Genomic DNA, 24,258 nt, shown 5'->3' with positions numbered 1-24,258 from the left:
CGGCACCGCCAGCTCGGCCGCCGCCGTGGGCGTGGGCGCGCGCAGATCGGCGGCATAGTCGATCAGCGTCGTGTCGGTCTCGTGCCCGACGGCGCTGATCAGCGGAATGCGGCTGTCCGCAGCCGCCCGCACCACGATTTCCTCGTTGAAGCCCCACAGGTCTTCCAGACTGCCGCCGCCGCGCGCGACGATGATCACATCGGGCCGCGGGATCGGGCCGCCCGGGGCGAGCGCGTTGAAGCCGCGGATCGCGGCGGCCACTTCGGGCGCGCAGGCCTGGCCCTGCACCGCAACCGGCCAGATCAGCACGCGGCGCGGGAAACGGTCGCGCAGCCGGTGCAGGATGTCACGGATCACCGCCCCGGAGGGCGAGGTGACCACGCCGATCACCTCCGGCAGGAAGGGGATCTTCTGCTTGCGCGCCGGATCGAACAGCCCTTCGGCCTGCAGCGCCGCCCGGCGCTTTTCCAGCATCGCCATCAAGGCGCCCGCACCGGCCGGCGCCACATCCTCGACGATCAGCTGATATTTCGACTGGCCGGGGAAGGTGGTCATCCGCCCGGTGGCCACAACCTCCATCCCCTCTTCGGGCCGCACCTGCATGCGCGCGACCTGGCCCTTCCAGCTGATCGCCGCCAGAACCGCGCGGTCATCCTTCAGATCGAAATACAGATGCCCCGACGAGGGCCGCGACACCCGCCCCACTTCGCCGCGCACCCGGACAAGGCCGAATTCGCCCTCGATCACCCGTTTCACCGCGCCGGACAGTTCCGAGACGGTGAATTCGGGGCTGTTGCCGGGCGCGGGGCCGGCGGCTTCCTCTTCGAACAGATCCATGCCCCTTTCTGCCCCGCCCCGCCGCGCGGCGCAATCCATGCGACACAGCACCGCCTCGCCTTGATCACAGCCGCGTGACAAGCTGCGTTAACGATTCGTTAACCTTGCTTAACGGTGCCGAGATGCGTCTTTCCGCCCCCCTGTTTCCGATCCTGGCCGTACTTTTGCCCACGGCCGCCCTGGCCGATTGCGATCCGAATTACGAAGACGCCTGCGTGCCGGTTGCCTCGGATGTCGATTGCGCCGGCGGCAGCGGCAATGGGCCGGAATATGTCTCGGGCCCGGTCTATGTGGTCGGTGTGGATATCTACAAGCTGGACCGCGACGGCGACGGGGTCGCCTGTGAAGGCAGATAGCGCGCGGCCTTGCCCTCTGCGCCCCCCGCCCCTATGAGGCGACGGACAGGCAAGGGCCAAGCGGGGGCAGCATGAACATCCTCATTCTCGGCGGCGGCGGGCGGGAACATGCGCTGGCCTGGGCCGTCAAGCAGAACCCCAAGACCGACCGGCTGATCGTCGCCCCCGGCAATGCCGGCATCGCGCGGCTGGCCGAGACGGCGGCGCTGGACATTCTGGACGGCGCGGCCGTGGTGGCCTTCTGCGCCGACAATGCGATCGACTTCGTCATCGTCGGCCCCGAAGCGCCCCTGGCCGCCGGCGTCGCCGATGCGACCCGCGCGGCCGGCATCCTAACCTTCGGCCCCTCGGCCGCGGCGGCGCGGCTTGAGGCGTCAAAAGCCTTCACCAAGGAAATCTGCGACGCCTGCGGCGCGCCCACCGCCGGCTATGCCCGCTTCACCGAAGCCGAACCCGCGCGCGCCTATATCCGCGCCAAGGGGGCGCCCTTGGTCGTGAAGGCCGATGGGCTGGCCGCCGGCAAGGGCGTGATCATGGGCATGACCGAGGCCGAAGCGCTGGCCGGCATCGACGAGATCTTCGGCGGCGCCTTTGGCGAAGCCGGGGCGGAAGTGGTGATCGAAGAGTTCATGGCAGGCGAAGAGGCCAGCTTCTTCATCCTCTCGGATGGCGAAACCGCGCTGCCCTTCGGCACGGCCCAGGATCACAAGCGGGTGGGCGATGGCGATACCGGGCCGAATACCGGCGGCATGGGTGCCTATTCGCCCGCCCCGATCCTGTCCGAGGCGCTGCAAGAGCAGGTCATGGCCGACATCGTCCGCCCCACCATCGCCGAGATGGCGCGGCGCGGCACGCCCTATCAGGGCGTCCTTTATGCCGGGCTGATGATCCAGGACGGCCGCGCAAGGCTGGTGGAATACAATTGCCGCTTCGGCGACCCGGAATGCCAGGTTCTGATGCTGCGCCTGGGCGCCCAGGCGCTGGACCACCTTCTGGCCTGCGCCGAGGGCCGGCTGGCCGAGGCCCGCGTCACCTGGGCCGAGGATCACGCGCTGACCGTGGTCATGGCGGCCCAGGGCTATCCCGGCGCCTACCGGAAAGGCAGCGCGATCGGCGGGCTGGACGCTTTGCCCGAAGACAGCCGGCACATGGTCTTCCATGCCGGCACCGCGGTGCAGGACGGGCAGATCACCGCCGCGGGCGGGCGGGTGCTGAACGTCACCGCCCGCGCCGACAGCCTGCGCGCGGCGCAGGAAGCGGCCTATCGGATGGTCGATGCGATCGACTGGCCCGAGGGGTTCTGCCGGCGCGACATCGGCTGGCGGGCGCTGTAACCGGCGGCGAAGTGCCCGATTTTTCGACGAAAAATCGGCGCCAAGCCCATCAGCCCTGCGGCTTGTCCGCGGGGTTCACATAGACGCCCTGTTCCTTGAGCGCCTCGATGACCTCTTTCGGCATGTAGGTCTCGTCATGCTTGGCCAGCACTTCGGTGGCCACGAAGGTGCCGCCCTGCATCTGGCCCAGCGCCACCATGCCCTGGCCCTCGGCGAAAAGATCCGGCAAGACGCCGGTGAATTCGACCGGCACGCTTTCATTCGTATCGGTCACCCGGAAGCTCACCGTCGTGCCCGCGCCGCGCCGGACGCTGCCCTCTTCCACCAGGCCGCCGATGCGGAACACCTCGCCCGCGACGGGCGGGCTGGCAACCACTTCGGTGGGCGAGCGGAAGAAGTTGATCCCGTCGCGCATCGCATAGCCGATCAGCCCGGTCGACAGCGCCAGCGCCGCGAAGGCCAGCGCGATGACCTGGATCCGGCGCTGCTTCTTCAGCCCTTTCAGGCCGCGAAACTGTGGCTTTGCCGTGCTTTGCATCGCGCGTCCCTTCCCTGTCCGCCCCGCCGTCCTGCCGCGGCGCCTTCCGACCCCCGGCGCCTTCCTACCCCCCGCCGCCCGTCCCGGCCTTGACCGGGATCAAACATCGCGGCGCTTCAGGGGAAGACCGGCGCCAGCATCAGCCCGGTCGTCTCGTCGATGCCCAGTGCCAGATTGGCATTCTGGATCGCCTGGCCCGACGAGCCCTTGGTCAGATTGTCCAGCACCGCCACAACGATCGCCCGGCCAGGGATCCGGTCGCCCGTCACCCCCAGATGGCAGAAGTTGGAGCCTGCGATGTCGCGTGTCGAGGGGAGTGCGCCAAAAGGCAGCACCTGCAGGAAGGGTTCCTGCGCATAGGCCGCGGCCAGCGTCGCATGCACCACTTGCGGATCGCCCTTCACATAGACGGTCGCCAGGATGCCGCGGTTCATCGGCAGAAGGTGGGGGGTGAATTGCACCAGAACCGGCCGGCCGGCCAACTTGCTGAATTCCTGATCGAATTCGCCCAGATGCCGGTGCTTGCCGCCCGCCGAATAGCTGTGCGTGCCACCCGACAATTCGGCATGGAGAAGGTTTTCCTTCAGGCTGCGCCCGGCGCCCGAGACGCCGGCTTTCAGGTCGATCACGATGTCGTCAAGGTCGATCACCCCGGCCGAGATCAGCGGCCGCAGCGCATATTGGCCGGTCGCGGCATTGCAGCCGGTGCCGGCGATCAGCCGGGCCTTGCGGATCTCGTCGCGGTAGAATTCGGTCAGCCCGTAGACCGCCTCTTTCTGCAATTCCACCGCGGCATGCGGCTGGCCGTACCATTTCTGGTATTCCGCCGGATCGCGCAGCCGGAAATCGGCCGACAGGTCGACGATCTTCAGATCGCGCGGCAGACCGGCGATCACCGCCTGGGTCGTTGCATGAGGAAGCGCGCAGAAGCACAGGTCAACATTGGAGAAATCGATTTCCTCGATCTTCACCAGCTTCGGCAGGTCAAGATGGCGCAGGAAGGGAAAGACCTCGGCCATGGCCATGCCGGCCTTGCGGTCGGCCGACAGCGCCACGATGCGCATCTCGGGATGGGTGGCGATCAGGCGGACAAGCTCGGCGCCGGTATAGCCGGAGGCTCCGAGAATGGCGATCCGATAGGTCATGGCTGGGTCCTTCAAGGGCGAGGGTCTGCCGCGCCGTCATAGGGCAAAAGCGCCGCGTTGAAAACCGTCTGACGCAAGGGCCGGCGCGGGCGCAAGACGCGGGAAACGCGGTCTTTCCCGCGTCTCCATCGCGTCTACATCGCGTCTTCCTTTCGTCTTCCCCCGACAGGGTCCGAAACCGCCCCCGAAACGGGCCCCGAACCCGCCGCGGTCAGCCCGCCGGAACCCAGATCACATCGGCGATGCGCGGCGCGCCGGTGGCCAGCATCACCAGCCGGTCAAAGCCCAGCGCGCAGCCGCAGGCCGGCGGCATCAGCGCCAGGGCGGCCAGAAAATCCTCGTCGATCGGATAGGTCTCGCTGTAGCGGGCCTGTTTGATCGCCATCTCGTCCTGAAAGCGGCGGCGCTGTTCGGCCGGGTCGGTCAATTCGCCAAAGCCATTGGCCAGCTCGACCCCGCATGCGTAAAGCTCGAACCGTTCCGCCACGCGGGGATCGTCGGGGCAGCGCCGCGCCAGCGCCGCCTCGGCCGCCGGGTAGCGGTCAAGCACGGTCAGCCGGCCCTGCCCCAGCCGCTTTTCCACCCGCTCGGACAGAACCCGGCTGAACAGGTCCGACCAGCTTTCGCCCGGCATGTGGCCGATGCCCTGGCGGTCCATCTGCGCGGCCAGCGCCGCGGCATCGGGCACGCCCTGGGCATCCATCGTAGCCAGAAGGTCGATGCCGGCATGGGCGCGAAACGCCTCGGCCACCGAGACCCGTTCATAGGGCAGCGCCGGGTCGCAGACCCCGTCGCGATAACGCAACATCCCCCCCGGCGCGGCCAAAGCCGCCCAGGCGGCCAGGTCGTCCATCAGCCGCTCATAGGGTTCGCCCGCCCGATACCATTCCAGCATGGTGAATTCGGGTTCATGCAGCACCCCGCGTTCGCGGTTGCGCCAGACATGGGAAAAGGCATGGATCCGGGTTTCACCCGCCGCCAGAAGCCGCTTCATCGCGAATTCGGGCGAGGTGTGCAGATACAGCGTCCGGCCCTGCCCGTCATTGCCGATCGCGGTTGTGGCGAAGGCATGCAGATGCGCCTCGTTGCCGGGGCTGAGCTGCAGGCCGGCGGGGTCGACCTCGACAAAGCCCTGATCGGCCAGCCAAAGACGGATCGCCGCCTGAATGCGGTTGCGCGCCAGAAGAAGCGGGCGGCGGTCGGCGTGGCGGTGGGGCTGCCACCAGGCACTGGCAGGGGAGCGGGGCATTTGGCGGTTCCGGCTGGAATTCGGGCGAAAGGTGCGCTACAGGCGCGCAATCCGGCGCCCGATGCGCCCATAGCAAAGGATTACGCCCCGTGAAAGTCATCGCCTCGTCCCTTCGCAAGGGCAATGTCGTCGAAGTGGACGGCAAGCTGTATGTCGTGCTGCTGGCCGAAACCTACCGTCCCGGCAAGGGCACGCCGACGACCTCGGTCGACATGCGCCGCATTTCGGACGGGGTGAAGGTCAGCGAACGCTGGAAGACCACCGACCAGGTGGAAAAGGCCACGGTCGACGAGCGCGACTATGACTTCCTGTATGAAGACAGCGAAGGCTTCCACTTCATGCAGCCGGAAAGCTACGAGCAGGTCGTGGTGACCGAAGACGTGATGGGCGGCAACAAGCCCTATCTTCAGGAAGGCATGCGCTGCTATCTGAAGACCTTCGACGGCGTGCCGATCGCCATTGAAGTGCCGCAGAAGATCACCGTCGAGATCACCGAGACCGAGCCGGTTGTGAAGGGGCAGACCGCCTCGTCCAGCTACAAGCCCGCGATGACCTCGAACGGGCTGCGCGTGATGGTGCCGCCGCATATCGGGGCGGGCACCCGCATCGTCATCAACACCGACGATGACAGCTATGTCGAACGCGCCAAGGACTGAATAGCCAAGGACTGAGGCGTCGCTGTAACGCGCCGCTGCAAGGGCCGCCCCCTCGGGTGGCCCTTTGTCATTGGCGGGGCGCGCGGCGCTGCCCAAAGCTGCGGCAGTTTTCCCGAAGATCGGGATTTCCTGCCCTTGCTTCTGCGCGGGCGCCCTCGCCAAGCCGCAACCCGCGCTTTATAGAGAGGGCGAGGGACAGGACCGGGACCGAATGGCCGAACGCAGCGAAAGCGACAGCCGCAAGCTTCTGCGGCGCCTGCGCGATGCTCTTGCCGAAAGCGGCAGGGGGCAGGACCGGCTGGACCGGATCACCCATCTGATTGCCGATTCGATGCGGACCGAGGTCTGCTCGATCTATCTGTTCCGCGACGAGGACACGCTTGAGCTGTGCGCGACCGAGGGGCTGAACAAGGCCGCGGTGCATCAGACCCGGATGAAGCTGGGCGAAGGCCTGACCGGGCGGGTGGCGCGCACGGGCATTCCGGTCAACACCGCCAATGCGCCCGGCGAGCGGGGCTTTCGCTACATGCCCGAGACGGGGGAAGAGATCTTCTCGTCCTTCCTGGGCGTGCCGATCCAGCGGGTGGGCGAACGGCTGGGCGTGCTGGTCGTGCAGTCGAAAGTGGCGCGCGAGTTTTCCGACGACGAAGTCTATGCGCTGGAAGTCGTGGCCATGGTTCTGGCCGAGATGACGGAACTCGGCGCCTTTACCGGCGACGACGGGGCGCTGGGGCCGCTGCACCGCCAGCCGGTGCTGTTCCGCGGCGCGACCGGCCAGGAGGGTGCGGCCGAGGGACGGGTCTGGCTGCATGAGCCGCGGGTCGTGGTGACCAATCCGGTGGCCGACGATCCCCTGGCCGAGATCGACCGGATCCGCGATGCGGTGGGCAAGCTGCGGATTTCCATCGACGATCTTCTGGCGGCCGAGCAGCTGGACAAGGAACAGAAGCAGGTTCTGGAAGCCTATCGGATGTTTGCCCATTCGCGCGGCTGGCTGCGGCGGATGGAAGAAGACATCATGCGCGGCCTGTCGGCCGAGGCGGCGGTGGAAAAGGAACAGGGCGCGGCGCGGGCGCGGCTGGAACAGGTGCCCGACGCCTATCTGCGCGAAAGGCTGCATGATCTGGACGATCTGTCCAACCGGCTGTTGCGCATCCTGACCGGCCAGGGCACCGATACTGGTGCTGCGATGCCCGACCATCCGATCCTGATCGCCCGCAACATCGGCCCCGGCGAATTGCTGGAATATGGCCGCAAGCTGCGCGGCGTGGTGCTGGAGGAAGGCTCGGTCGGCAGCCATGCCGCGATCGTGGCGCGGGCGCTGGCCATTCCCCTGGTGATCCATGCCGAACGCATCACCCAAGAGGCGCTGAACGGCGATGCGATCCTGGTCGATGGCGATCAGGGCCTGGTGCATCTGCGCCCCGAGGAAACCGTGGCCCGCGCCTTCCGCGACAAGATCGCGATGCAGGCCGAGGCGCAGAAACGCTATGCCAGCCTGCGCAATCTGCCCGCGCAGGCGAAATGCGGCACGGTGGTTCACCTTCACATGAATGCGGGGTTGATGGCCGATCTCCCGAGCCTCGATGGCTCGGGCGCGGAAGGGGTGGGCCTCTTCCGCACCGAGCTGCAATTCCTGATCCGCAACCAGATGCCGAAACGGGCGGAACTGGCCGCCCTTTACGCCCGCGTCATGGATGCCGCCCATGGCAAGCGCGTGGCCTTCCGCACCCTTGATATCGGGTCGGACAAGGTCGTCCCCTATATGAAGCCGAATGACGAGCCGAACCCCGCCATGGGCTGGCGGGCGATCCGGGTCGGACTGGACAAGCCGGGCGTGCTGCGCATGCAGCTGCAGGCGCTGATCCGCGCCGCGGCCGGGCGGCCCTTGACGGTGATGTTTCCCTTCGTGGCCGAACATGGCGAATTCATCGCGGCGCGCCGGGCGATCCTAGCCGAATTGCACCGCGAGAAATCGCTGGGCCATATCGTGCCGCAAAAGATCGAGATCGGCGCCATGTGCGAGACGCCCTCGCTGGTCTATGCGCCGAAAGCCTTCTTCGAGCTTGCCGATTTCGTCTCGGTCGGCGGCAATGACCTGAAGCAGTTCTTCTTTGCCGCCGATCGCGAGAATGAACGGGTGCGCCGGCGCTATGACACGCTGAACCTTTCGTTCCTGACCTTTCTTGAACGGATCATCGCGCGCTGCGCCGAAACGGACACGCCGCTGTCCTTCTGCGGCGAGGATGCCGGCCGCCCGGTCGAGGCGCTGGTCCTGGCGGCGCTGGGCTTCCGCACCCTGTCGATGCGGCCGGCTTCGATCGGGCCGGTCAAGGCGCTGATCCGCCAGGTCGATCTGGGCGAGGTGCGGGCAGTGATCCGCGCCGCGCAAGAGGCCGGCGCCGAAAGCGCCCGGCCGGCGCTGATGGACTGGCTGGCCACGCAGAAGGTCTAGCGCGGCGCGCGGCGCCGGGTGGCCGCAGGCCAGAGCCGGGACAAGCACCGGCGGCGCAGCCGCGTGATCGAAGCGCCGCCCTATCCGGGCAGGACCGCGCCGGGGTTCAGGATCCCCAAGGGGTCCAGCGCCGCCTTGATCGCCCGCAGCGCCGCCAGCCGCGCCGGATCGGCATAGCGCGCCAGATCGCCGGTCTTCAGCCGCCCGATCCCGTGTTCGGCCGAGACCGATCCCCCCAGCGCATGCACCAGATCATGCACCGCCTGTTTCGCGGTCTCGCGCAGCGGCTCGTATTCCGCCTTGCTGCGGCCCGCTTCGGGAAACAGGTTGTAATGCAGATTGCCGTCGCCCAGATGGCCGAAGGCATTGATCCGAAACGCGCCGATCCGCGCCAGCCGCTGCGGCGCCGCGACCAGGAAGCCCGGGATTTCCGCCAAAGGCAGCGAGATGTCATGGCTCGACACCGCGCCGATCCGGCGATTGGCCTCGGGCAGGTCCTCGCGGATCGCCCAAAGCGCATCGGCCTGGGCCTGCGATGCGGCGATCACCCCGTCCAGCACCAGCCCCGCCTCGGCCGCTTCCTCATACAGTCCGGCCATGGTCGCCTCGGGCTCCATCGCCGCGGGCAGGCCCAGTTCGACCATCACCGACCAGTCGGGCGCCGCGGGCAGCGGCAGGCGATGGGCGGGTCCCACTTCGGCCAGGAAATCCAGCCCGGTCCTGGCGATCAGCTCGAAGCCCGAGATCAGCCCGCCGACCCGCGCCTCCATCCGGCGCAACAGCCGCAACGCGGCCTCGGGCGAGGGCACGACCAGCAGCGCCACCACCCGATGGGCGGGGATCGGGAACAGCTTCAGGCTGGCCGCGGTGATCACGCCCAGCGTGCCCTCGGCCCCGATCAAAAGCCCGCGCAGGTCATAGCCGGTATTGTCCTTGCGCAGCCGCTTCAGCCCCTGCCAGAGGCTGCCATCGGGCAGAACCGCCTCCAGCCCCAGGCACAGGTCGCGCGCATTGCCATAGCGCAGCACCGCCGTGCCGCCGGCATTGGTCGACAGATTGCCGCCGATCGTCGCGGTGCCCTGGCTGGCCAGCGCCAGCGGGAACAGCCGGCCCGCGGCACTGGCCGCGTCATGCACCGCCGACAGCGTGGCGCCCGCCTCGATCACCATCACGTTTTCCTCGGGCCAGATCCCGCGCAGGGCCGTCATCTTTTCCAGCGACAGGATCAGCGGCAAGGGGCCCGCCGGCATGACCTGGCCACCGACCAGGCCGGTGCCGCCGCCCCAGGGCACCAGCCCCACCCGCGCCGCGGCGCAGGCGCGAAGGATGGTCGCCACCTCGTCGGCCGAGTGCGGCAGCGCCACGGTGCCGGGCTGGCCCGCCCAGCGGCCGCGCGGCTCTTCCAGATGGCGCGGCTCGGCCGGGCGCAGCCGGCCCTCGGGCAGGCGGGCGGCCAGATCGGCCAGAAAGGTCTTGTCGCAGGGGTTCAGCATCGGCGCCTCCGTCCCGGCAGGGTTAGCGGCGCGGATCGGCGAAGGGAAGCCCCGGGGGGCCGATCCTTCGCCGAAGGATCGGGTCTGCGATTTTTCGGCGAAACATCGGCCGCTCACTCCAGCCAATGCGGCTCAAGCACCAGGATGGCCGGGCGCGCGGGCAGATCGTGCAGGGAAAAGCTGATCTCGGACAGGCCGGTTTCGACCACGTCGAATTCCGTGTCCATTTCCTGCAGGAATTGCGTCAGCGCGGCGCGGGAAAACCAGTGCATCGGGATCACGACCGAGCTTTTCAGCCGCTTCACCACCCCGGCCATGTCCGAGACCCGCATCGTATAGCCGCCATCGACCGGCACCATGACGATATCCAGCCGCCCGATCGCGGCATATTGGGCATCCGAGGGGATCTGGTGCAGATGGCCGAGATGGCCGATGCACAGGCCCGCGGTCTCGAAGATGAAGATCGAATTGCCATCGGCCCGGGCGCCTTCGCCAAAGGGGCCGCGCGTGTCGGTGGTGACATTGCGCACCAGAATCGCGCCCAGATCCAGCCGATGCTCGGCCGGGCCGCCCGCCCCGGGCCAGCCCGGCAGAACATGCGGAATGCGCGGGTCGGGCTGGGCGGTCCAGTGGCTGGAATGGGCGTTGTTCATGGTGACGACATCCGGCACCAGATCCTGAATGCCGAGAAAGCCGGTGTAATCGGTGACCGCCACCGTGCCATCGGGGGCCACGACGGCAAAGCTTGCATGGTCGAGATAGCGGATCAGCACATGATCGGCCTCGACCGGATCGGGCCATTTCGCCCGCATCACCGTTTCGGGCGCGGCCGCGGGCCCCTGGGCCAGGGCGATGCAATGCGAGGGGATGCGCGCGGGCGCCTGTTGCGCCAGCGCAGGCTGGGTCAGGCAGCACAGGGCAAGGATCAGGCGGAGAGGCAGGCGATGCATGGCATGGCGGCTCCGTCAGGGGATGCCGGCAGGATAGCCCGGATCGGGCCCGCGTCACCCTGCCCCGTCTTCACGGATGCGCGAGCGCAGCAGGACCAGAAGCTGAGCGAGCGTGCGCAGGTTGCGTGCCGTGACCGGGCCATGCAGCAGGCGCGGCAGGGCAGCGGCCAGCCGCGACCGGCCGACACCCTGGGGCGCGTGCAAAAGAAGCAGGCCGGGCCTCTGGGCAAGCGCCTCACTGGGCGCCAGCAGCGCCTTGGCCCGGGTCAGGTCCGGATCGGGCGCGGGTTCGGCCAGAAAGATGGCCTGGATCCGCGCGGGATCGGCATCGGCGCCGAACGGGTGATCCAGCGCGGCAGCAAGCGCGGCTTCGGGCAGGACGAAGACCGGCGTCTCGATGCCGAACCCTTCGGCCAGACCTGCGGCGATGCGGGCCGCAATCGCCTGCGCGGGGCCTTTGGCGCCCAGGACGGCATTGCCCGATTGGATCAGCGTCTGCGGATCGCGAAAGCCAAGCCCGGCCAAGTTCCGTCGCCAGGCGGCCATCGGCAGAGGATTGGCGCCGCCGACATTCACCCCGCGCAGCAGGATGGCCCAGTCGGCCGCCTGTCCCTGCCCCGGCCCCGCAGGTTCAGGCCGGGCCGACATCGGTGCGGCCGCGCCGGTCGGTGCGCAGGTTCGAATACAGCACATGGTTGCGCCAGCGGCCGTTGATCTGCAGGTAGCTTTGCGCCACGCCTTCGTATTTGAAGCCGCATTTCTCCAGCACCCCGCGCGAGGCGGCGTTTTCCGGCAGGCAGGCGGCTTCGATCCGGCTGAGGTCCATGCGGTTGAAGGCGTGGTGGACGACGGCCAGGATCGCCTCGCGCATATAGCCCTGGCGGGCATGCGCGGCGCCGATCCAGTAGCCCAGCGTTCCGGTCTGGGCCGGGCCGCGGCGGATATTGTCCAGGGTGATCGCGCCCAGCAGCGCCTGATCGTCGCGGCGGATCAGCATCAGCGGCAGGGCAGTGCCCTGGGCCTCGGCGCGTTGGGCCCAGTAGACGCGGTTGGTGAAAGCGCGGCGCGACAGATGGTCCTGCGACCAAAGCGGCTCCCACGGTTTCAGAAAGCCCGTGCTGGCGCTGCGCAGACCGGACCAGTCATGCCAATCGGCATGGGCGGGCAAGCGCAGGGTCATGCGCTCGGTCTCGATCCGAACCCGCCGCCGCAGGCCAAGCATCACGCCAGCAGCCCCGCCCGGATTGCATCCACCCCCGGCGCGGCTTCGACCGGGCCATAGACGGCCAGCGCCGCCCGCGCGCCCAAAAGCCCGCCGGCCCAGTCGCGCACCCCGGCCACGGTCACCGCATCGACCTTGGCCACCGCCTCGTCCAGATCGGGCACCCGGCCCCAGATCGACAGAAGCCGCGCATTGCGTTCGGCCCGCGACGAGGGGCTTTCCAGCCCCATCAGCATGCCGGCCTTCATCTGCGCCTTGGCGCGGGCGACCTCGGCTTCAGACATGTCATCGGCGGCGCGTTTCAGCTCGGCCACCGTCAGCGCGGCCAGATCGCCGATCTCTTCGCCCGAGGTGCCGGCATAGATGGTGATCTGCCCGGTATCGTCATAGGCGGCCGACTGGGCATAGATCGTGTAGCACAGCCCGCGTTCCTCGCGGATCTTCTGGAACAGCCGACTGGACATGCCGCCGCCCATCGCCATGGACCAGACCTGCGCGGTATAGACCAGCGGATCGCGATAGCCCGGCGCTTCCAGGTTCAGCGCGAAATGCGCCTGTTCCAGATCCTTGATCTCGCGCCGCTCGCCGCCGGCAAAGCCCGCCGGATCGGCCGTGACCCGCCCCACCGGCGCCAGAGCGCCGAAGATCGCCTCGGCCTGGGCCACGATCTCATCGTGCTTCACCCCGCCCGCGGCCGACAGGATCATCCGGTCAGGCCCGTAATGGCGGCCGACGAAGCGGCGCAGATCGGCCTGACCGAAGCCCGCCACCTTTTCCTCGGGGCCCAGGATGGTGCGGCCGAAAGCCTGGCCGGGATAGGACACCTCATGCAGCCAGTCGAAGATGATATCGTCCGGCGTGTCATTGGCCTGGCCGATTTCCTGCAGGATCACATGCCGCTCGGTTTCAATATCGTCGATGTTGAACACGGGGTTCAGCACGATATCCGAGATCACATCCAGCGCGCGCGGCACATCGGCCGACAGGCAGCGCGCGTAATAGGCCGTCATCTCGCGCGAGGTATAGGCGTTGATATAGCCGCCCACATCCTCGATCTCTTCGGCGATCTGCAGGGCGCTGCGCTTTTCGGTGCCCTTGAAGGCCATATGTTCCAGAAAATGCGCGATGCCGTTTTCCGCCGCCGCCTCGTGCCGGCCGCCAGCGCCGACCCAAAGCCCGATCGAGGCGGATTTGAGCCCCGGCATGTCTTCGGTGACGATGCGCAGCCCGTTCGGCAGAGTGTGGGTCCGCAGGGTCAATGCGCGGTCCTTTCGCGGATCAGCGCCTTCAGCGCCGACAGATCGTTCGGCACCCGGGTCATGCGTTCGGGCCGGTCGAAGAGATCGGCCATGCGCGGCGGCAGGCCCGGACGGATGCCGCTGGCGGCCTGAACCGCATCGGGGAATTTGGCCGGATGGGCGGTGGCCAGCGTGACCATGGGCGACAGGCCCACATGCTCTTCCGCGACCTTCACCCCCACGGCGGAATGCGGGCACAGCAGCTCGCCCGTCTGCGCCAGCATGCGCGCGATCGTGGCCGAGGTTTCCGCCTCGGAACAGCGGCCCGAATCGAAGTCCCCCCGCAACGCCGCCAGCGCCGCTTCGGGAAGCGCGAAGCCGCCGCCCTGCCCCAGCGCCTGCATCAGCGCCGCGACCGCGCGGCCATCGCGCCCCAGCGCTTCGAACAGCGCGCGTTCGAAATTGGACGAGACCTGGATGTCCATCGAGGGGCTGATCGAGGGCACGACCCCGGTGGTCCGGTATTCGCCGCCGCGCATCGCCCGGTCGAGAATGTCGTTCTGGTTCGTCGCGATCACCAGCCGGTCGATGGCCAGGCCCATGCGCTTGGCGATGTAACCTGCGAAAATATCGCCGAAATTGCCGGTGGGCACGGTGAAGCTGATCTTCCGATGCGGCGCGCCAAGCGCCACGCCCGCGTGGAAGTAATAGACCACCTGCGCCAGAACCCGCGCCCAGTTGATCGAGTTCACCCCCGCCAGCCGCACCCCGTCGCGGAAGGCGAAATCGTTGAACATGTCTTTCAGCCGGGCCTGGCAGGTGTCGAAATCGCCATCCAGCGCCAGGGCATGCACATTCGCTTCCGAGGGCGTGGTCATCTGGCGACGCTGCACCTCGGACACCCGGCCATGCGGGAAAAGGATGAAGACATCGACATTGGCAAGGCCGCGGAAGGCCTCGATCGCAGCACTGCCCGTGTCGCCCGAGGTTGCGCCGACGATGGTGATCCGCTCGCCGGTCTTGGCCAGCGCCGCCTGCATCATCTGGCCGATGATCTGCATGGCGAAGTCCTTGAAGGCCAGGGTCGGGCCGTGGAACAGCTCCATCAGGAAATGGTTGGGGCCCAGCTGCTTCAGCGGCGCGCGCGCGGCATGGCCGAAGCCCGCATAGGCGCGGGCCAGCAAGCCGCGAAACTCGTCATCGCTGAAGAAGCCGCCCAGGAAGGGCTTCATCACCCGAAAGGCCAGATCCTCGTAAGGCAGGCCCGCCAGCGCCGCAATCTCGGCGGCCGAAAAGACCGGCACGGTTTCGGGCACATACAGCCCGCCATCGCGCGCCAGACCCGTCATCATCGCTTCGCCGAAGCCGAGGACAGGCGCCTGCCCCCGGGTGGAAATATAGTTCATGTCCCCGCCCTTCACGCCTTCCGCTGTCTGATACGCCAGAGATACGCCCCTGTCATCCCCGCCCAAACCGCGGCCAGAAGAAACCAGGTGATCGCATATTGAAGATGGTCATTGCGGAAGGCGGCGCTGGCCGGAACCGCGGCGACGCCGTCGCCCGTTTCGCTGCGCGCCACGATCAGCACCGGCTCGGTCCCCAGCGCCGCGGCGATGCCCGGCAGATCGCGGGCGAACCACATGCCGGTCTTCGCGTCATGCGGCGGGGTCGACGAGGTCAGATCGTCGGGCCAGACCAGATTGCCCGTCACCTCGGCCGGTTTCGCCGGGCGCGGATCGGCGCGGCGATCCTCGGGCACGAAGCCGCGGTCGATCAGGATCCGCCGCCCCCCATCGGTCTGGAAGGCGGCCAGGATGCGGAAGCCCGGCCCCGCCACGTCCGAGGCCAGGACATCGGCCTCTTCCCCGGTGAAGCGGCCCGCGACCTGCACCGGACGGTAACGGTCGCGCGCCGGATCCAGGCGGTCGGGCAAGGCGACCGGCGGGTCGTCCATCATGGCCTCGGCCTCGGCGATCAGCGCCTCTTTCCAGGCCAGGCGCTGCATCTGCCAATTGCCAAGCGCCAGCAGGGTGCCGGTGCCCGCAAGCCCGACGACGAGAGCGAAAAGAAGGTTGCGCATCAGATCCCGCAATGAAGAACGGGCCCCCGACCTTCCGGCCGGAGACCCGCACGAAAGCCCTGAACGGCTGGAAGACTCAGCCCTGGCCCCAGACATAGACCGCGGCGAAGAGGAAAAGCCAGACCACATCGACGAAGTGCCAGTACCAGGCGGCGGCTTCGAAGCCGACATGCTGGGTCGGGGTGAAATCGCCCCGCAGCGCGCGGATCAGGCAGACCAGCAGGAAGATCGTGCCGATGATGACGTGGAAGCCGTGGAAGCCCGTCGCCATGAAGAACGAGGCGCCGTAGATGTTGCCGGCAAAGCCGAAGGCGGCGTGGCTGTATTCATAGGCCTGCATCAGGGTGAAGATGAAGCCCAGGACGATGCCGATGGCCAGGCCGTTCACCAGGTCCTTGCGGTTGTTTTCATGCACCAGCGCATGGTGGGCCCAGGTCACGGCGCAGCCCGACAAGAGCAGGATCAGCGTATTGATCAGCGGCAGGTGCCAGGGGTCGAAGGTCTCGATCCCGGCCGGCGGCCAGACGCCATCGACCCAGGGGCTGTCCGGCCCCATCGGATACATGCGGTGCTTGAAGAAGGTCCAGAACCAGGCCGCGAAGAACATGACTTCCGACATGATGAACATGATGAAGCCATAGCGCAGGCCGATGCGCACGACCGGGGTATGGTCGCCGGCATTCGCCTCATGCACCACTTCCGCCCACCAGGCATACATGACGTACAGGACGCCCGCAAAGCCGATCAGCCCCATCCAGGGGCCCGAGCCATGCATCCACAGCACAGAGCCGAACAGCATGATGAAGGCCGACAGCGCGCCCAGGAAGGGCCAGATCGACGGTGGCAGGACGTGGTAATCGTGGTTCTTGGCGTGGGCCATGGCTCTTCCCTCGTTGGCGTCTGTCAGTTGGTGCCGGTCGTGGACACAGGCGTGCCGCCGGCCGGCGCCGCGGCGGGGGCCGCGGCCTGCTGGTCGGGCAGATCGGTCACATGAAAGGTGTAGCTCAGCGTGATTTCCTTGACGTTCTTCCCGTCGAGATCATCGACCATCGCGGGATCGACATAGAAGGAAACCGGCAGCTCCGCGGTCTCGCCGGGGCCCAGCACCTGAAGATCGAAGCAGAAGCAGGCGATCTTGGTGAAGAAGCCACCGGCCGGATCGGGCGAGACATTGTAGCTGGCCGTGCCGGCGATGGGCCGGTCGGTCGGATTGTGGACCTGGTAGAAGGCCAGCCCCGTTTCGCCCAGGCGCAGCGTCATCTCGGGCACCACGGGCTTGAAGGTCCAGGGCATGCCCGCTTCCAAGGACGCGTCGAAGCGCACCTTGACGGTGCGGTCCAGGATCACGTCCGGCGCGCTGGCCGCGACCGAGGTGGTGCCGCCATAGCCGGTGACCCGGCAGAACAGATCGTAAAGCGGCACCGCGGCAAAGGACAGCGCGCACATGCCCACGGCCACGCTGACCAGTTTGGCGGCGGTACGCTGCGCGGGGGGAATGCGGTTGAAGATCATGGCGTGCCCCCCGTGGCGGGTGCGGCACCCTGGCCCTCAGCGCCCTGGCCCTCAGCGCCCTGGCCCGCGGCACCCTGGCCCGCGGCATCATCGGCCGGCAGCATCTCGGGGCGGATCGTGTGATCATAGCCCTGCATCTGGTCGCCGCGATCGATCTTCACCACGGTCAGGGCAAAGACCAGCACGACAAAGCCACCCAGCACCAAGGCCAGGCCCAGATTGCGGCCGAAGCGGCGGTTGTGCAACTCGTGCGTGACGCGGATCGCCATCTTACCAGCCTCCCAGCCCATAGGGGCGCAGCACCGCTTCGGCCAGGAAGGCCGTGAAATGCAACGCCAGATACAGCAGCGAGAAGCGGAAGAACGCCTTCTCGACCGCGTAGGAATCGGCCTGGGCCTGGTCTTCGCTGCGGGCGCGGATGCGGAAGGCGCCCAGGATGAACCAGGCGTTCAGCGCCACCGCGACCGCCAGCGTCAGCGGCCCGCCGATCGAGGTCAGCGCGGCGCCGATGGCGACCGGGGCCAGAAGCAGCGTATAGATCAGGATATGCGCCCGCGTGGCCTTGCGGCCATGGGTCACGGTCAGCATCGGCACGCCGGCCTTGTGGTAATCTTCCTTCATGAACAGCGCCAACGCCCAGAAATGCGGCGGCGTCCACATGAAGATCAGCGCGAACATCAGCACCGCTTCCAGGCTGACATGGCCGGTGGCCGCGACCCAGCCGATCATCGGCGGGAAGGCCCCGGCGGCGCCGCCGATGACGATGTTCTGCGGGGTCGAGCGTTTCAGCCAGATCGAATAGACCACGGCATAGAAGAAGATGGTGAAGGCCAGAAGCGCGCCGGCAGCGATATTGGTGGCCAAAGCCAGCATGACGACCGAGATGCCCGACAGCGCCAGACCCAGCGCCAGCGCCTCGCCGCGCTCCACGCGCCCCGAGGGGATCGGGCGGCCCTTGGTGCGGCCCATCACGGCGTCGATATCGCTGTCCCACCACATGTTCAGCGCGCCCGAAGCGCCGCCGCCCAGGGCGATGAACAGGATCGCGGCAAAGGCCTCGACCGGATGCAGCTGCGCCGGCGCGACCAGAATCCCCACCAGCGCGGTGAAGACCACAAGGGACATCACCCGCGGCTTCAGCAGCTGCACATAGTCACCGAAGCCCGCATCGCGCGGGGCTGCGGGCGTGCTGCCTTCGAAAGTGCCGATATCGCTCATTCATCCGACCTTTGGCTGCAGCCGGCGGCGCGCGGGGGCGCCGTCCGGCCGGTGCGCAGGATCAATTGTTCGACGCAACCTGAACCGGCGCCGAAGCCGCGAGATCCGCCGAGGACAGGACGACATCGCCGCCCTTGGCCTTTTCGACCCAGGCCTTATAGGCGGCCTCGGACACGACCTTCACCGTGATCGGCATATAGGCATGGTCCTTGCCGCACAGTTCCGAGCATTGGCCGAAGTAGATGCCTTCGCGATCGGCCTTGAACCACAGATGGGCGATCCGGCCCGGCACCGCATCCTGCATCACGCCGAAGGCGGGGATCTTCCAGGAATGGATCACGTCGGCCGCGGTGATCTGCAGCAGGATCGTCTTGCCGACCGGAACGACCATGGCGGTGTCGGTGGCCAGCAGGAATTGCTCTTTCGAATAGCCCGCCGCCTTCAGCTCGGCCTCGACCGCCGGGGTCAGACGCGCATCGCCGCCCAGGTTCAGCCCGCCGATCATGTAGCTGTCGAAGCTGTCGATGCCCTCGCCGGGATATTCATAGCTCCAGTACCACTGGTTGCCGGTGACCTTGATCACCACATCGCCTTCGGGGAAGGTCTGCTGGTGGTTCAGCGCCGGCACCGAGAACGAGCCGATGAAGATCAGCACGATGATCGGGATCACCGTCCAGCCGATTTCCAAGGGCGTGTTATGGGTGAAGCGCTTCGGCGTCGGGTTCAGCTTGCTGTTGTAACGCAGGATCACGATCAGCAAGAGCAGCGTGACGAAAATGGTGATCGCCGCGATGATGTACAGGATCATGTGGTCCAGCCATTGCTGCTCGACCGCGATCGAGGAAGAGGCAGGCTGGAAGCCGATGCCCTTCTCGTGCGGTTGACCCACGATTTCCAGGCCTTGCGCGAAAGCGCTGGCCGGGCCAAGCGCCAGAAGCCCCGCCGCAGCGCATCCCTTGAGCGATGAAATGATCCGCATGTCTCTTCCCGTCCTCTGGGCGCGGCGATGCGCCGCAACCGTCCCTCGGCCCCGTCCTGCGCGGAACGGAATCCCTTGTTTCCTCAGGCGTTCAAACCATATCGCGCGCGCGGCGACAAGAGAAACCATTGCGACAGATGCGCGCCCTTTGATCTGCATCAAGGACGCGGCTGTGCCGCAGTGCAGCGCGCCGCGGCGGGGCGGTGCCGATTTTCGACGAAAATCGGGGCGGCTTGCGGCGGGCGGCGCGCGGACCTACCTTGCCCCTGACCCTTTCCAGACAGGCCCTGCCCCGATGACCGATGCCCCGTTCCGCCCCTTCGACACCGATCTTGACCAGGACGAGGCGCTGTCCGTGCTGCGCGCCGCGACCGCGGGGGCCGAGGATGGCGAATTGTTCCTGGAACGCCGGCGCGGCGAAAGCCTGGTTCTGGACGATGCCCGCATCCGCAATGCCGCCTATGACGCGGCCCAGGGCTTTGGCCTGCGCGCGGTGAAGGGCGAGGTCGCGGGCTATGCCCATGCGACCGAGATCAGCGCCCGCGCCCTGCGCCGCGCGGCCGAGACGGCGCGGCTGGCGGTGGGCGATGGCGGCGGCGTGCTGTCCCCGCCCCCGCCCGGCACCAATCGCCGGCTTTACCCCGAGGCCGATCCGATGGCCGATGCCAGCTTCGCGGGCAAGCTGGACCTGTTGAAGGAAATCGACGCCTATGCCCGCGCGGCCGACCGCCGCGTGGTGCAGGTCACCGCCGCCTTGGGCGCCAGCCTGCAAGAGGTGGTGATCCTGCGCCCCGACGGGCAGATCCTGACCGACACGCGGCCGATGGCGCGGCTGAATGTCTCGGTCATTCTGGAGGAGGACGGGCGGCGCGAAAGCGGCGGAATCGGCGGCGGCGGGCGGCATGGGCTGGCGCCCTTGTTGGAGCCCGCGCGCTGGAAGCCGATGGTGGACGAGGCGCTGCGCATCGCCCGGGTCAATCTGGGCGCCGTGCCCGCGCCGGCCGGCATGCTGGATGTGGTTCTGGGCCCGGGCTGGCCGGGGATCCTGCTGCACGAGGCGATCGGCCATGGGCTGGAGGGCGATTTCAACCGCAAGGGCACCTCGGCCTTTGCCGGGCTGATGGGGAGCCGCATCGCGGCACCGGGCGTGACCGTGCTGGACGATGGCACGATCGAGGGCCGCCGCGGCTCGATCAGCATCGACGATGAGGGCACGCCTTCGGGAAAGAATGTGCTGATCGAGGACGGGATTCTGGTGGGCTACATGCAGGACCGGCAGAATGCGCGGCTGATGGGCGTGGCGCCGACCGGCAACGGCCGGCGGGAAAGCTTTGCCCATATCCCGATGCCGCGGATGACCAACACCTATATGCTGGCTGGCAAGGATGACCCGCAAGCCATTGTTTCCGATCTGAAAGACGGGATCTGGGCCGTGGGTTTCGGCGGCGGGCAGGTTGATATTACCAATGGAAAGTTCGTCTTCTCCTGCACCGAGGCCTATCGGGTCAGGAATGGCGTGGTGGGCGAGGCGCTGAAAGGCGCCACGCTGATCGGCGACGGCGCCACGGCGCTGCGGCAGATCCGGGCGATCGGCAATGATCTGGCGATGGACCCGGGCATCGGCAATTGCGGCAAGGCCGGGCAATGGGTGCCGGTGGGCGTGGGCCAGCCCACGCTGCTGATCGGCGGGCTGACGGTCGGCGGGCAGGCCGCGTAAGGCGCGGCCCGCCGGGCGTTCGGGCTAACGCCCGAACTTGCCCTTCAGCGCATCGGCAAAGGCATTGCCGCCGGCGGGCGCCTTGGGCCCCGCCTCGGTCCGGCCACGCGGCGGCTGGCCCTTCGGGCCGGGGCCTTCCGATTTTCGCCGGGCATCGGCCTCGCCGCCCCCGTCCTTGCGCATGGTCAGCGCGATGCGCTTGCGCGCCACATCGACCTCGGTCACCCGCACCTTCACCACGTCGCCCGCCTTCACCACCTCATGCGGGTCTTTCACGAACCGGTCGGCCAGCTGGCTGACATGCACCAGCCCGTCCTGATGCACGCCGATATCGACGAAGGCACCGAAGGCCGCGACATTGGTCACCGTGCCTTCCAGCTGCATGCCGGGCCGGAGGTCGGAGATCTCGTTCACGCCCTCGGCGAAGGTCGCGGTGCGGAATTCGGGCCGCGGGTCGCGACCGGGCTTTTCCAGCTCGGCCAGAATGTCGCGCACCGTCGGCAGGCCGAACTTGTCACTGACAAATTGCGCCGGATTCAGCTTTTTCAGCGCCGCCCCGTCGCCCATCAGCGCCCGGATGTCGCGGCCGCAGGCCTTCACGATCTGGCGGGCCAGATCATAGGCTTCGGGGTGGACGGAGGAGGCATCCAAGGGCTCGGCCCCGCCGGTGATGCGCAGGAAGCCCGCCGCCTGTTCAAAGGCCTTGGGCCCCAGCCGCGCCACTTTCAGCAGGTCGCGGCGGGTGGCGAAGCGGCCATTGGCGTCGCGATGCGCGACGATGGCCTCGGCCAGGCCCGGCCCCAGGCCGGACACCCGCGCCAGCAAGGGGGCCGAGGCGGTGTTCAGATCGACACCCACCCCGTTCACCGCATCTTCCACCACCGCATCCAGAGATTTCGCCAGACGGTGCTGGTCGACATCATGCTGATACTGGCCGACGCCAATCGACTTCGGCTCGATCTTCACCAGTTCCGCCAGCGGGTCCTGCAGGCGCCGCGCGATCGACACCGCGCCGCGCAAGCTGACATCCAGCCCCGGGAATTCTCGCGCCGCCAGTTCGGACGCCGAATAGACCGAGGCCCCGGCTTCCGAGACGACCACCTTCACCGGCTTTTCGGCGCCCGGCAGATGGCCCAGCAATTCGGCCACCATCGCCTCGGTCTCGCGGCTGGCCGTGCCATTGCCGATGGCGATCAGCCGCACCCCATGCGCCGCGATCAGCCGCGCCAGCGCCACCTGCGCGCCGCGCAGATCGTTCTTCGGCTGGAACGGATAGACCGTATCGGTGGCCAGAAGCTTGCCGGTCGGATCGACGACCGCCACCTTCACCCCGGTGCGGATGCCCGGATCCAGCCCCATCGTGGCCTTGCCGCCCGCCGGCGCGGCCAGCAGCAAGTCCTTCAGATTGCGGGCGAAAACCCGGATCGCCTCGGCCTCGGCGCCTTCGCGCAATTCGGCCATCAGATCCAGCACCAGCGAGGTGCGCAGCTTGACCCGCCAGGCCCAGGCCGCCGCCTCGCGCAGCCAGCGGTCGCCCGCGCCCTGCCCGCCCGCGGCCAAGGCCGCGCCACAGGCGCGCTCGGCCGGAGATTCGCCGCGCGGCGCCTCGGGGTCCACTTCCAGATCCAGCGACAGGATCTCTTCGTTGCGGCCCCGCAGCATGGCCAGCACCCGGTGGCTGGGCGCGCCGGAGAAGGGTTCGGTATGGGCGAAGTAATCCGAGAATTTGGCGCCCGCCGCTTCCTTGCCGGGCTGCACCTTGGCCGACAGCCGGCCCGCCTTGCGCATATGGTCGCGCAAGCGGCCCAGAAGCGCTGCATTTTCCGACAGGCCCTCGGCCAGGATGTCGCGCGCGCCCTCAAGTGCGGCCTTGGCATCGGGGAAGGCTTCCGACAGGAAGCCCGCCGCCAGCCCGGCCGGATCGGCAGTTCGATCGGCAAGAATCGCGTCGTACAGCCCCTGCAATCCGGCCTCGCGCGCGATCATCGCCTTGGTGCGACGCTTGGGCTTGTAGGGCAGATAGATGTCTTCCAACTCTGCCTTGGTCACCGCCCCGGCAATGGATTTCGCCAGCGCATCGGTCATCTTGCCCTGGCCCTGGATCGAATCGGCGATGGAGGCACGCCGCGCCTCGAGTTCGCGCAGATAGGACAGCCGCTCTTCCAGCTTGCGCAGTTGCGTGTCGTCGAGGCCCCCCGTCACTTCCTTGCGGTAGCGCGCCACGAAAGGCACGGTCGCGCCCCCGTCCAGCAGCGCCACGGCAGCCTGGACCTGGCCCGAGGAGGCGCCGATTTCGGCGGCGATCAGCGCGGGAATGCGGGCCTCGGCGGCGGCGGGAAGGACGGTCATCGGCAGGCTCCTTGAACGGCGGGCCGCGACCATAGCCGCGGGGGCGGCAAAGGCAAGCCCGGGCAGCGGAAGCCCGCGCGGGGCGCGCGGGGGCGGGTCTGGCAGATGATGTCGGGGGAGAGTGGTACAGCCTCCCCGGCTCGAACGGGGGACCCCCAGATCCACAATCTGGTGCTCTAACCAACTGAGCTAAGGCTGCACTGCGCGGCGAGATAGCGCCGCCGGACGGGGATTGCAAGCGCGAATGCGCAGGCCAGTGTGCAGGCCGGTGTGCGGGACGGGCGGCGCTAAAGCGCGCGCTCCCAGGTCTGGTCGACCACATCGCAGCCGAAGGCGCGGGCCGGGGTGCTGGCGGTCAGGGCGAAGCCGTTCTTCGCATAAAGCCGGCCGGCGGCGCGGTGGCTTTCATGCGTCCACAGCACCATGCGCCGGTAGCCGGCCGCGCGGGCAAAGCCAAGCGCGGTGTCGAGCAGGCGCTGCGCAAGCCCGGTGCCGCGCGCTTCGGCTTCCAGAAAGACCAGCCGCAGGCGTGCGGTTTCGGCATCTTCGGCCATCACGAAGATCGAGCCCAGCCGGCGGCTGCCCTGCCGGGCGATCCAGCCGGCTTCGCGGGTCGGATCGTGGCGGCGCAGGAAACCGGCCAGGATCTCGGCCACCAGGGCTTCGAAACTGGCATCATAGCCTTCGTCGCGGGCATAGACCGCGCCATGGCGGGCGATGACCCAGCCGGCATCGCCGGGTTGCAGCGGCGTCAGGGTGACGGGCGGCGGATCCAGCGCCTCGGTCGCGGTGGCCAGGCCCTCGGCCAGGGCGGCGCGGGCCGGCGGCGGCAGCGGTTGCAACATCTCGGCCAGCCCGGCGCGCGAAGCGGCTTTCAGCCGCTGCGCCTCGGCCATGCCGGCCGGGGTCAGCGCCAGAAGCCGGGCGCGG

Annotated in this window: 23 protein-coding genes and 1 tRNA gene; 5 read left to right on the top strand and 19 right to left on the bottom strand. The window is 68.0% G+C overall.

From position 1 onward, the window contains the following. Positions 1-837: exodeoxyribonuclease VII large subunit (xseA, locus tag K1Y73_RS15950; RefSeq protein WP_225029299.1), on the bottom strand; the 837-nt coding region annotated here is incomplete at its 3' end. 122 nt (positions 838-959) lie between these two features. Between xseA and K1Y73_RS15945 the strand changes: the two genes are divergently transcribed. Both K1Y73_RS15945 and purD read left to right on the top strand, forming a co-directional pair. Next, the gene (locus K1Y73_RS15945; protein ID WP_225029298.1) at positions 960-1,193 is read left to right on the top strand and encodes an excalibur calcium-binding domain-containing protein; all 234 of its coding nucleotides are present in this window, start codon (positions 960-962) and stop codon (positions 1,191-1,193) included. Positions 1,194-1,264: 71 nt separating this feature from the next. After that, a complete protein-coding gene (gene purD / locus K1Y73_RS15940; protein ID WP_225029297.1) occupies positions 1,265-2,527 on the top strand; it encodes a phosphoribosylamine--glycine ligase in 1,263 nt (420 codons plus the stop codon). 49 nt (positions 2,528-2,576) lie between these two features. On the opposite strand, the gene ccmE is transcribed toward purD, so the two are convergent. From ccmE to epmA, 3 genes are all read right to left on the bottom strand, one after another. Further along, positions 2,577-3,032, bottom strand: coding sequence for a cytochrome c maturation protein CcmE (gene ccmE / locus K1Y73_RS15935; protein WP_225029302.1), 456 nt, complete (start codon positions 3,030-3,032; stop codon positions 2,577-2,579). 149 nt (positions 3,033-3,181) lie between these two features. Next, complete coding sequence (gene argC, locus K1Y73_RS15930; RefSeq protein ID WP_225029296.1) at positions 3,182-4,210, bottom strand: N-acetyl-gamma-glutamyl-phosphate reductase; 1,029 nt, start codon at positions 4,208-4,210, stop codon at positions 3,182-3,184. Between the two features lie 211 nt (positions 4,211-4,421). Next, a complete protein-coding gene (gene epmA / locus K1Y73_RS15925; protein WP_225029295.1) occupies positions 4,422-5,459 on the bottom strand; it encodes an EF-P lysine aminoacylase EpmA in 1,038 nt (345 codons plus the stop codon). 89 nt (positions 5,460-5,548) lie between these two features. Here epmA and efp point away from each other — a divergent pair, with 89 nt between their 5' ends. Further along, positions 5,549-6,115 (top strand): elongation factor P, encoded by a 567-nt coding sequence (gene efp, locus K1Y73_RS15920; protein WP_225029294.1) that lies wholly within the window; start codon positions 5,549-5,551, stop codon positions 6,113-6,115. 211 nt (positions 6,116-6,326) lie between these two features. After that, positions 6,327-8,570 carry a phosphoenolpyruvate--protein phosphotransferase gene (gene ptsP / locus K1Y73_RS15915; protein ID WP_225029293.1) on the top strand — a complete coding sequence of 748 codons (2,244 nt, stop codon included), beginning with the start codon at positions 6,327-6,329 and terminating at the stop codon, positions 8,568-8,570. Between the two features lie 80 nt (positions 8,571-8,650). On the opposite strand, the gene K1Y73_RS15910 is transcribed toward ptsP, so the two are convergent. The 12 genes from K1Y73_RS15910 to coxB all read right to left on the bottom strand — a co-directional run bounded on the left by K1Y73_RS15910 (position 8,651) and on the right by coxB (position 19,262). Continuing rightward, positions 8,651-10,063 carry an FAD-binding oxidoreductase gene (locus tag K1Y73_RS15910; RefSeq protein WP_225029292.1) on the bottom strand — a complete coding sequence of 471 codons (1,413 nt, stop codon included), beginning with the start codon at positions 10,061-10,063 and terminating at the stop codon, positions 8,651-8,653. Between the two features lie 113 nt (positions 10,064-10,176). Next, entirely contained in the window at positions 10,177-11,013 is an 837-nt protein-coding gene (locus tag K1Y73_RS15905) for an MBL fold metallo-hydrolase (protein WP_225029291.1), read from the bottom strand. Positions 11,014-11,067: 54 nt separating this feature from the next. Continuing rightward, positions 11,068-11,661, bottom strand: a complete 594-nt coding sequence (locus K1Y73_RS15900; protein ID WP_225029290.1) for a DUF1697 domain-containing protein — start codon at positions 11,659-11,661, stop codon at positions 11,068-11,070. Then, entirely contained in the window at positions 11,645-12,235 is a 591-nt protein-coding gene (locus K1Y73_RS15895) for a GNAT family N-acetyltransferase (protein ID WP_225029301.1), read from the bottom strand. The genes K1Y73_RS15900 and K1Y73_RS15895 overlap by 17 nt, the downstream gene beginning before the upstream one ends. Then, positions 12,235-13,494: a M16 family metallopeptidase gene (locus K1Y73_RS15890; protein ID WP_225029289.1), complete on the bottom strand. Its 1,260-nt coding sequence runs from the start codon at positions 13,492-13,494 to the stop codon at positions 12,235-12,237. Before K1Y73_RS15890 ends, K1Y73_RS15895 begins: the two co-directional genes overlap by 1 nt. Next, a complete protein-coding gene (gene thrC / locus K1Y73_RS15885; protein ID WP_225029288.1) occupies positions 13,491-14,879 on the bottom strand; it encodes a threonine synthase in 1,389 nt (462 codons plus the stop codon). The genes K1Y73_RS15890 and thrC overlap by 4 nt, the downstream gene beginning before the upstream one ends. Before the next feature lie 11 nt (positions 14,880-14,890). Beyond that, positions 14,891-15,553, bottom strand: coding sequence for an SURF1 family protein (locus tag K1Y73_RS15880; protein ID WP_225029287.1), 663 nt, complete (start codon positions 15,551-15,553; stop codon positions 14,891-14,893). A 76-nt stretch (positions 15,554-15,629) separates the two neighbouring features. Further along, on the bottom strand, positions 15,630-16,433 hold the full coding sequence (locus tag K1Y73_RS15875) for a cytochrome c oxidase subunit 3 (RefSeq protein ID WP_225029286.1): 804 nt from the start codon (positions 16,431-16,433) through the stop codon (positions 15,630-15,632). A 23-nt stretch (positions 16,434-16,456) separates the two neighbouring features. Further along, entirely contained in the window at positions 16,457-17,065 is a 609-nt protein-coding gene (locus K1Y73_RS15870) for a cytochrome c oxidase assembly protein (protein WP_225029285.1), read from the bottom strand. After that, entirely contained in the window at positions 17,062-17,334 is a 273-nt protein-coding gene (locus K1Y73_RS15865; protein WP_225029284.1) for a hypothetical protein, read from the bottom strand. Before K1Y73_RS15865 ends, K1Y73_RS15870 begins: the two co-directional genes overlap by 4 nt. Position 17,335: 1 nt before the next feature. Then, on the bottom strand, positions 17,336-18,283 hold the full coding sequence (cyoE, locus tag K1Y73_RS15860) for a heme o synthase (protein WP_225029283.1): 948 nt from the start codon (positions 18,281-18,283) through the stop codon (positions 17,336-17,338). Between the two features lie 61 nt (positions 18,284-18,344). Next, a complete protein-coding gene (gene coxB, locus K1Y73_RS15855; protein ID WP_225029282.1) occupies positions 18,345-19,262 on the bottom strand; it encodes a cytochrome c oxidase subunit II in 918 nt (305 codons plus the stop codon). Between the two features lie 295 nt (positions 19,263-19,557). On the opposite strand from coxB, the gene tldD reads away from it, so the two are divergent. Further along, a complete protein-coding gene (gene tldD / locus K1Y73_RS15850) occupies positions 19,558-20,979 on the top strand; it encodes a metalloprotease TldD (protein ID WP_225029281.1) in 1,422 nt (473 codons plus the stop codon). A gap of 24 nt (positions 20,980-21,003) precedes the next feature. Here the strand turns inward: tldD and K1Y73_RS15845 are convergent, their stop codons facing one another. The 3 genes from K1Y73_RS15845 to K1Y73_RS15835 form a co-directional block, all read right to left on the bottom strand. Beyond that, entirely contained in the window at positions 21,004-23,328 is a 2,325-nt protein-coding gene (locus tag K1Y73_RS15845) for a Tex family protein (protein WP_225029280.1), read from the bottom strand. Between the two features lie 122 nt (positions 23,329-23,450). After that, positions 23,451-23,527: transfer RNA gene (locus K1Y73_RS15840), tRNA-His, on the bottom strand. Between the two features lie 88 nt (positions 23,528-23,615). Continuing rightward, positions 23,616-24,258 (bottom strand): GNAT family N-acetyltransferase (locus K1Y73_RS15835; RefSeq protein ID WP_318248251.1); only part of this gene is annotated, 643 nt, incomplete at its 5' end.

It is taken from the genome of Xinfangfangia pollutisoli (genome assembly GCF_020179405.1).
Lineage (GTDB): Bacteria > Pseudomonadota > Alphaproteobacteria > Rhodobacterales > Rhodobacteraceae > Pseudogemmobacter > Pseudogemmobacter pollutisoli.
Note: the sequence above shows the minus strand (reverse complement) of the source record. Positions and strands in the feature narration are given on the sequence as shown.

Bases quoted from the DNA above. Each gene is read 5' to 3' on its own strand.
- K1Y73_RS15945 (WP_225029298.1), top strand. From the start codon at position 960: ATGCGTCTTTCCGCCCCCCTGTTTCCGATCCTGGCCGTACTTTTGCCC.
- purD (WP_225029297.1), top strand. From the start codon at position 1,265: ATGAACATCCTCATTCTCGGCGGCGGCGGGCGGGAACATGCGCTGGCC.
- argC (WP_225029296.1), bottom strand. From the start codon at position 4,210: ATGACCTATCGGATCGCCATTCTCGGAGCCTCCGGCTATACCGGCGCC.
- epmA (WP_225029295.1), bottom strand. From the start codon at position 5,459: ATGCCCCGCTCCCCTGCCAGTGCCTGGTGGCAGCCCCACCGCCACGCC.
- ptsP (WP_225029293.1), top strand. From the start codon at position 6,327: ATGGCCGAACGCAGCGAAAGCGACAGCCGCAAGCTTCTGCGGCGCCTG.
- K1Y73_RS15910 (WP_225029292.1), bottom strand. From the start codon at position 10,063: ATGCTGAACCCCTGCGACAAGACCTTTCTGGCCGATCTGGCCGCCCGC.
- K1Y73_RS15905 (WP_225029291.1), bottom strand. From the start codon at position 11,013: ATGCATCGCCTGCCTCTCCGCCTGATCCTTGCCCTGTGCTGCCTGACC.
- K1Y73_RS15900 (WP_225029290.1), bottom strand. From the start codon at position 11,661: ATGTCGGCCCGGCCTGAACCTGCGGGGCCGGGGCAGGGACAGGCGGCC.
- K1Y73_RS15895 (WP_225029301.1), bottom strand. From the start codon at position 12,235: ATGCTTGGCCTGCGGCGGCGGGTTCGGATCGAGACCGAGCGCATGACC.
- thrC (WP_225029288.1), bottom strand. From the start codon at position 14,879: ATGAACTATATTTCCACCCGGGGGCAGGCGCCTGTCCTCGGCTTCGGC.
- K1Y73_RS15880 (WP_225029287.1), bottom strand. From the start codon at position 15,553: ATGCGCAACCTTCTTTTCGCTCTCGTCGTCGGGCTTGCGGGCACCGGC.
- K1Y73_RS15875 (WP_225029286.1), bottom strand. From the start codon at position 16,433: ATGGCCCACGCCAAGAACCACGATTACCACGTCCTGCCACCGTCGATC.
- K1Y73_RS15870 (WP_225029285.1), bottom strand. From the start codon at position 17,065: ATGATCTTCAACCGCATTCCCCCCGCGCAGCGTACCGCCGCCAAACTG.
- K1Y73_RS15865 (WP_225029284.1), bottom strand. From the start codon at position 17,334: ATGGCGATCCGCGTCACGCACGAGTTGCACAACCGCCGCTTCGGCCGC.
- cyoE (WP_225029283.1), bottom strand. From the start codon at position 18,283: ATGAGCGATATCGGCACTTTCGAAGGCAGCACGCCCGCAGCCCCGCGC.
- coxB (WP_225029282.1), bottom strand. From the start codon at position 19,262: ATGCGGATCATTTCATCGCTCAAGGGATGCGCTGCGGCGGGGCTTCTG.
- tldD (WP_225029281.1), top strand. From the start codon at position 19,558: ATGACCGATGCCCCGTTCCGCCCCTTCGACACCGATCTTGACCAGGAC.
- K1Y73_RS15845 (WP_225029280.1), bottom strand. From the start codon at position 23,328: ATGACCGTCCTTCCCGCCGCCGCCGAGGCCCGCATTCCCGCGCTGATC.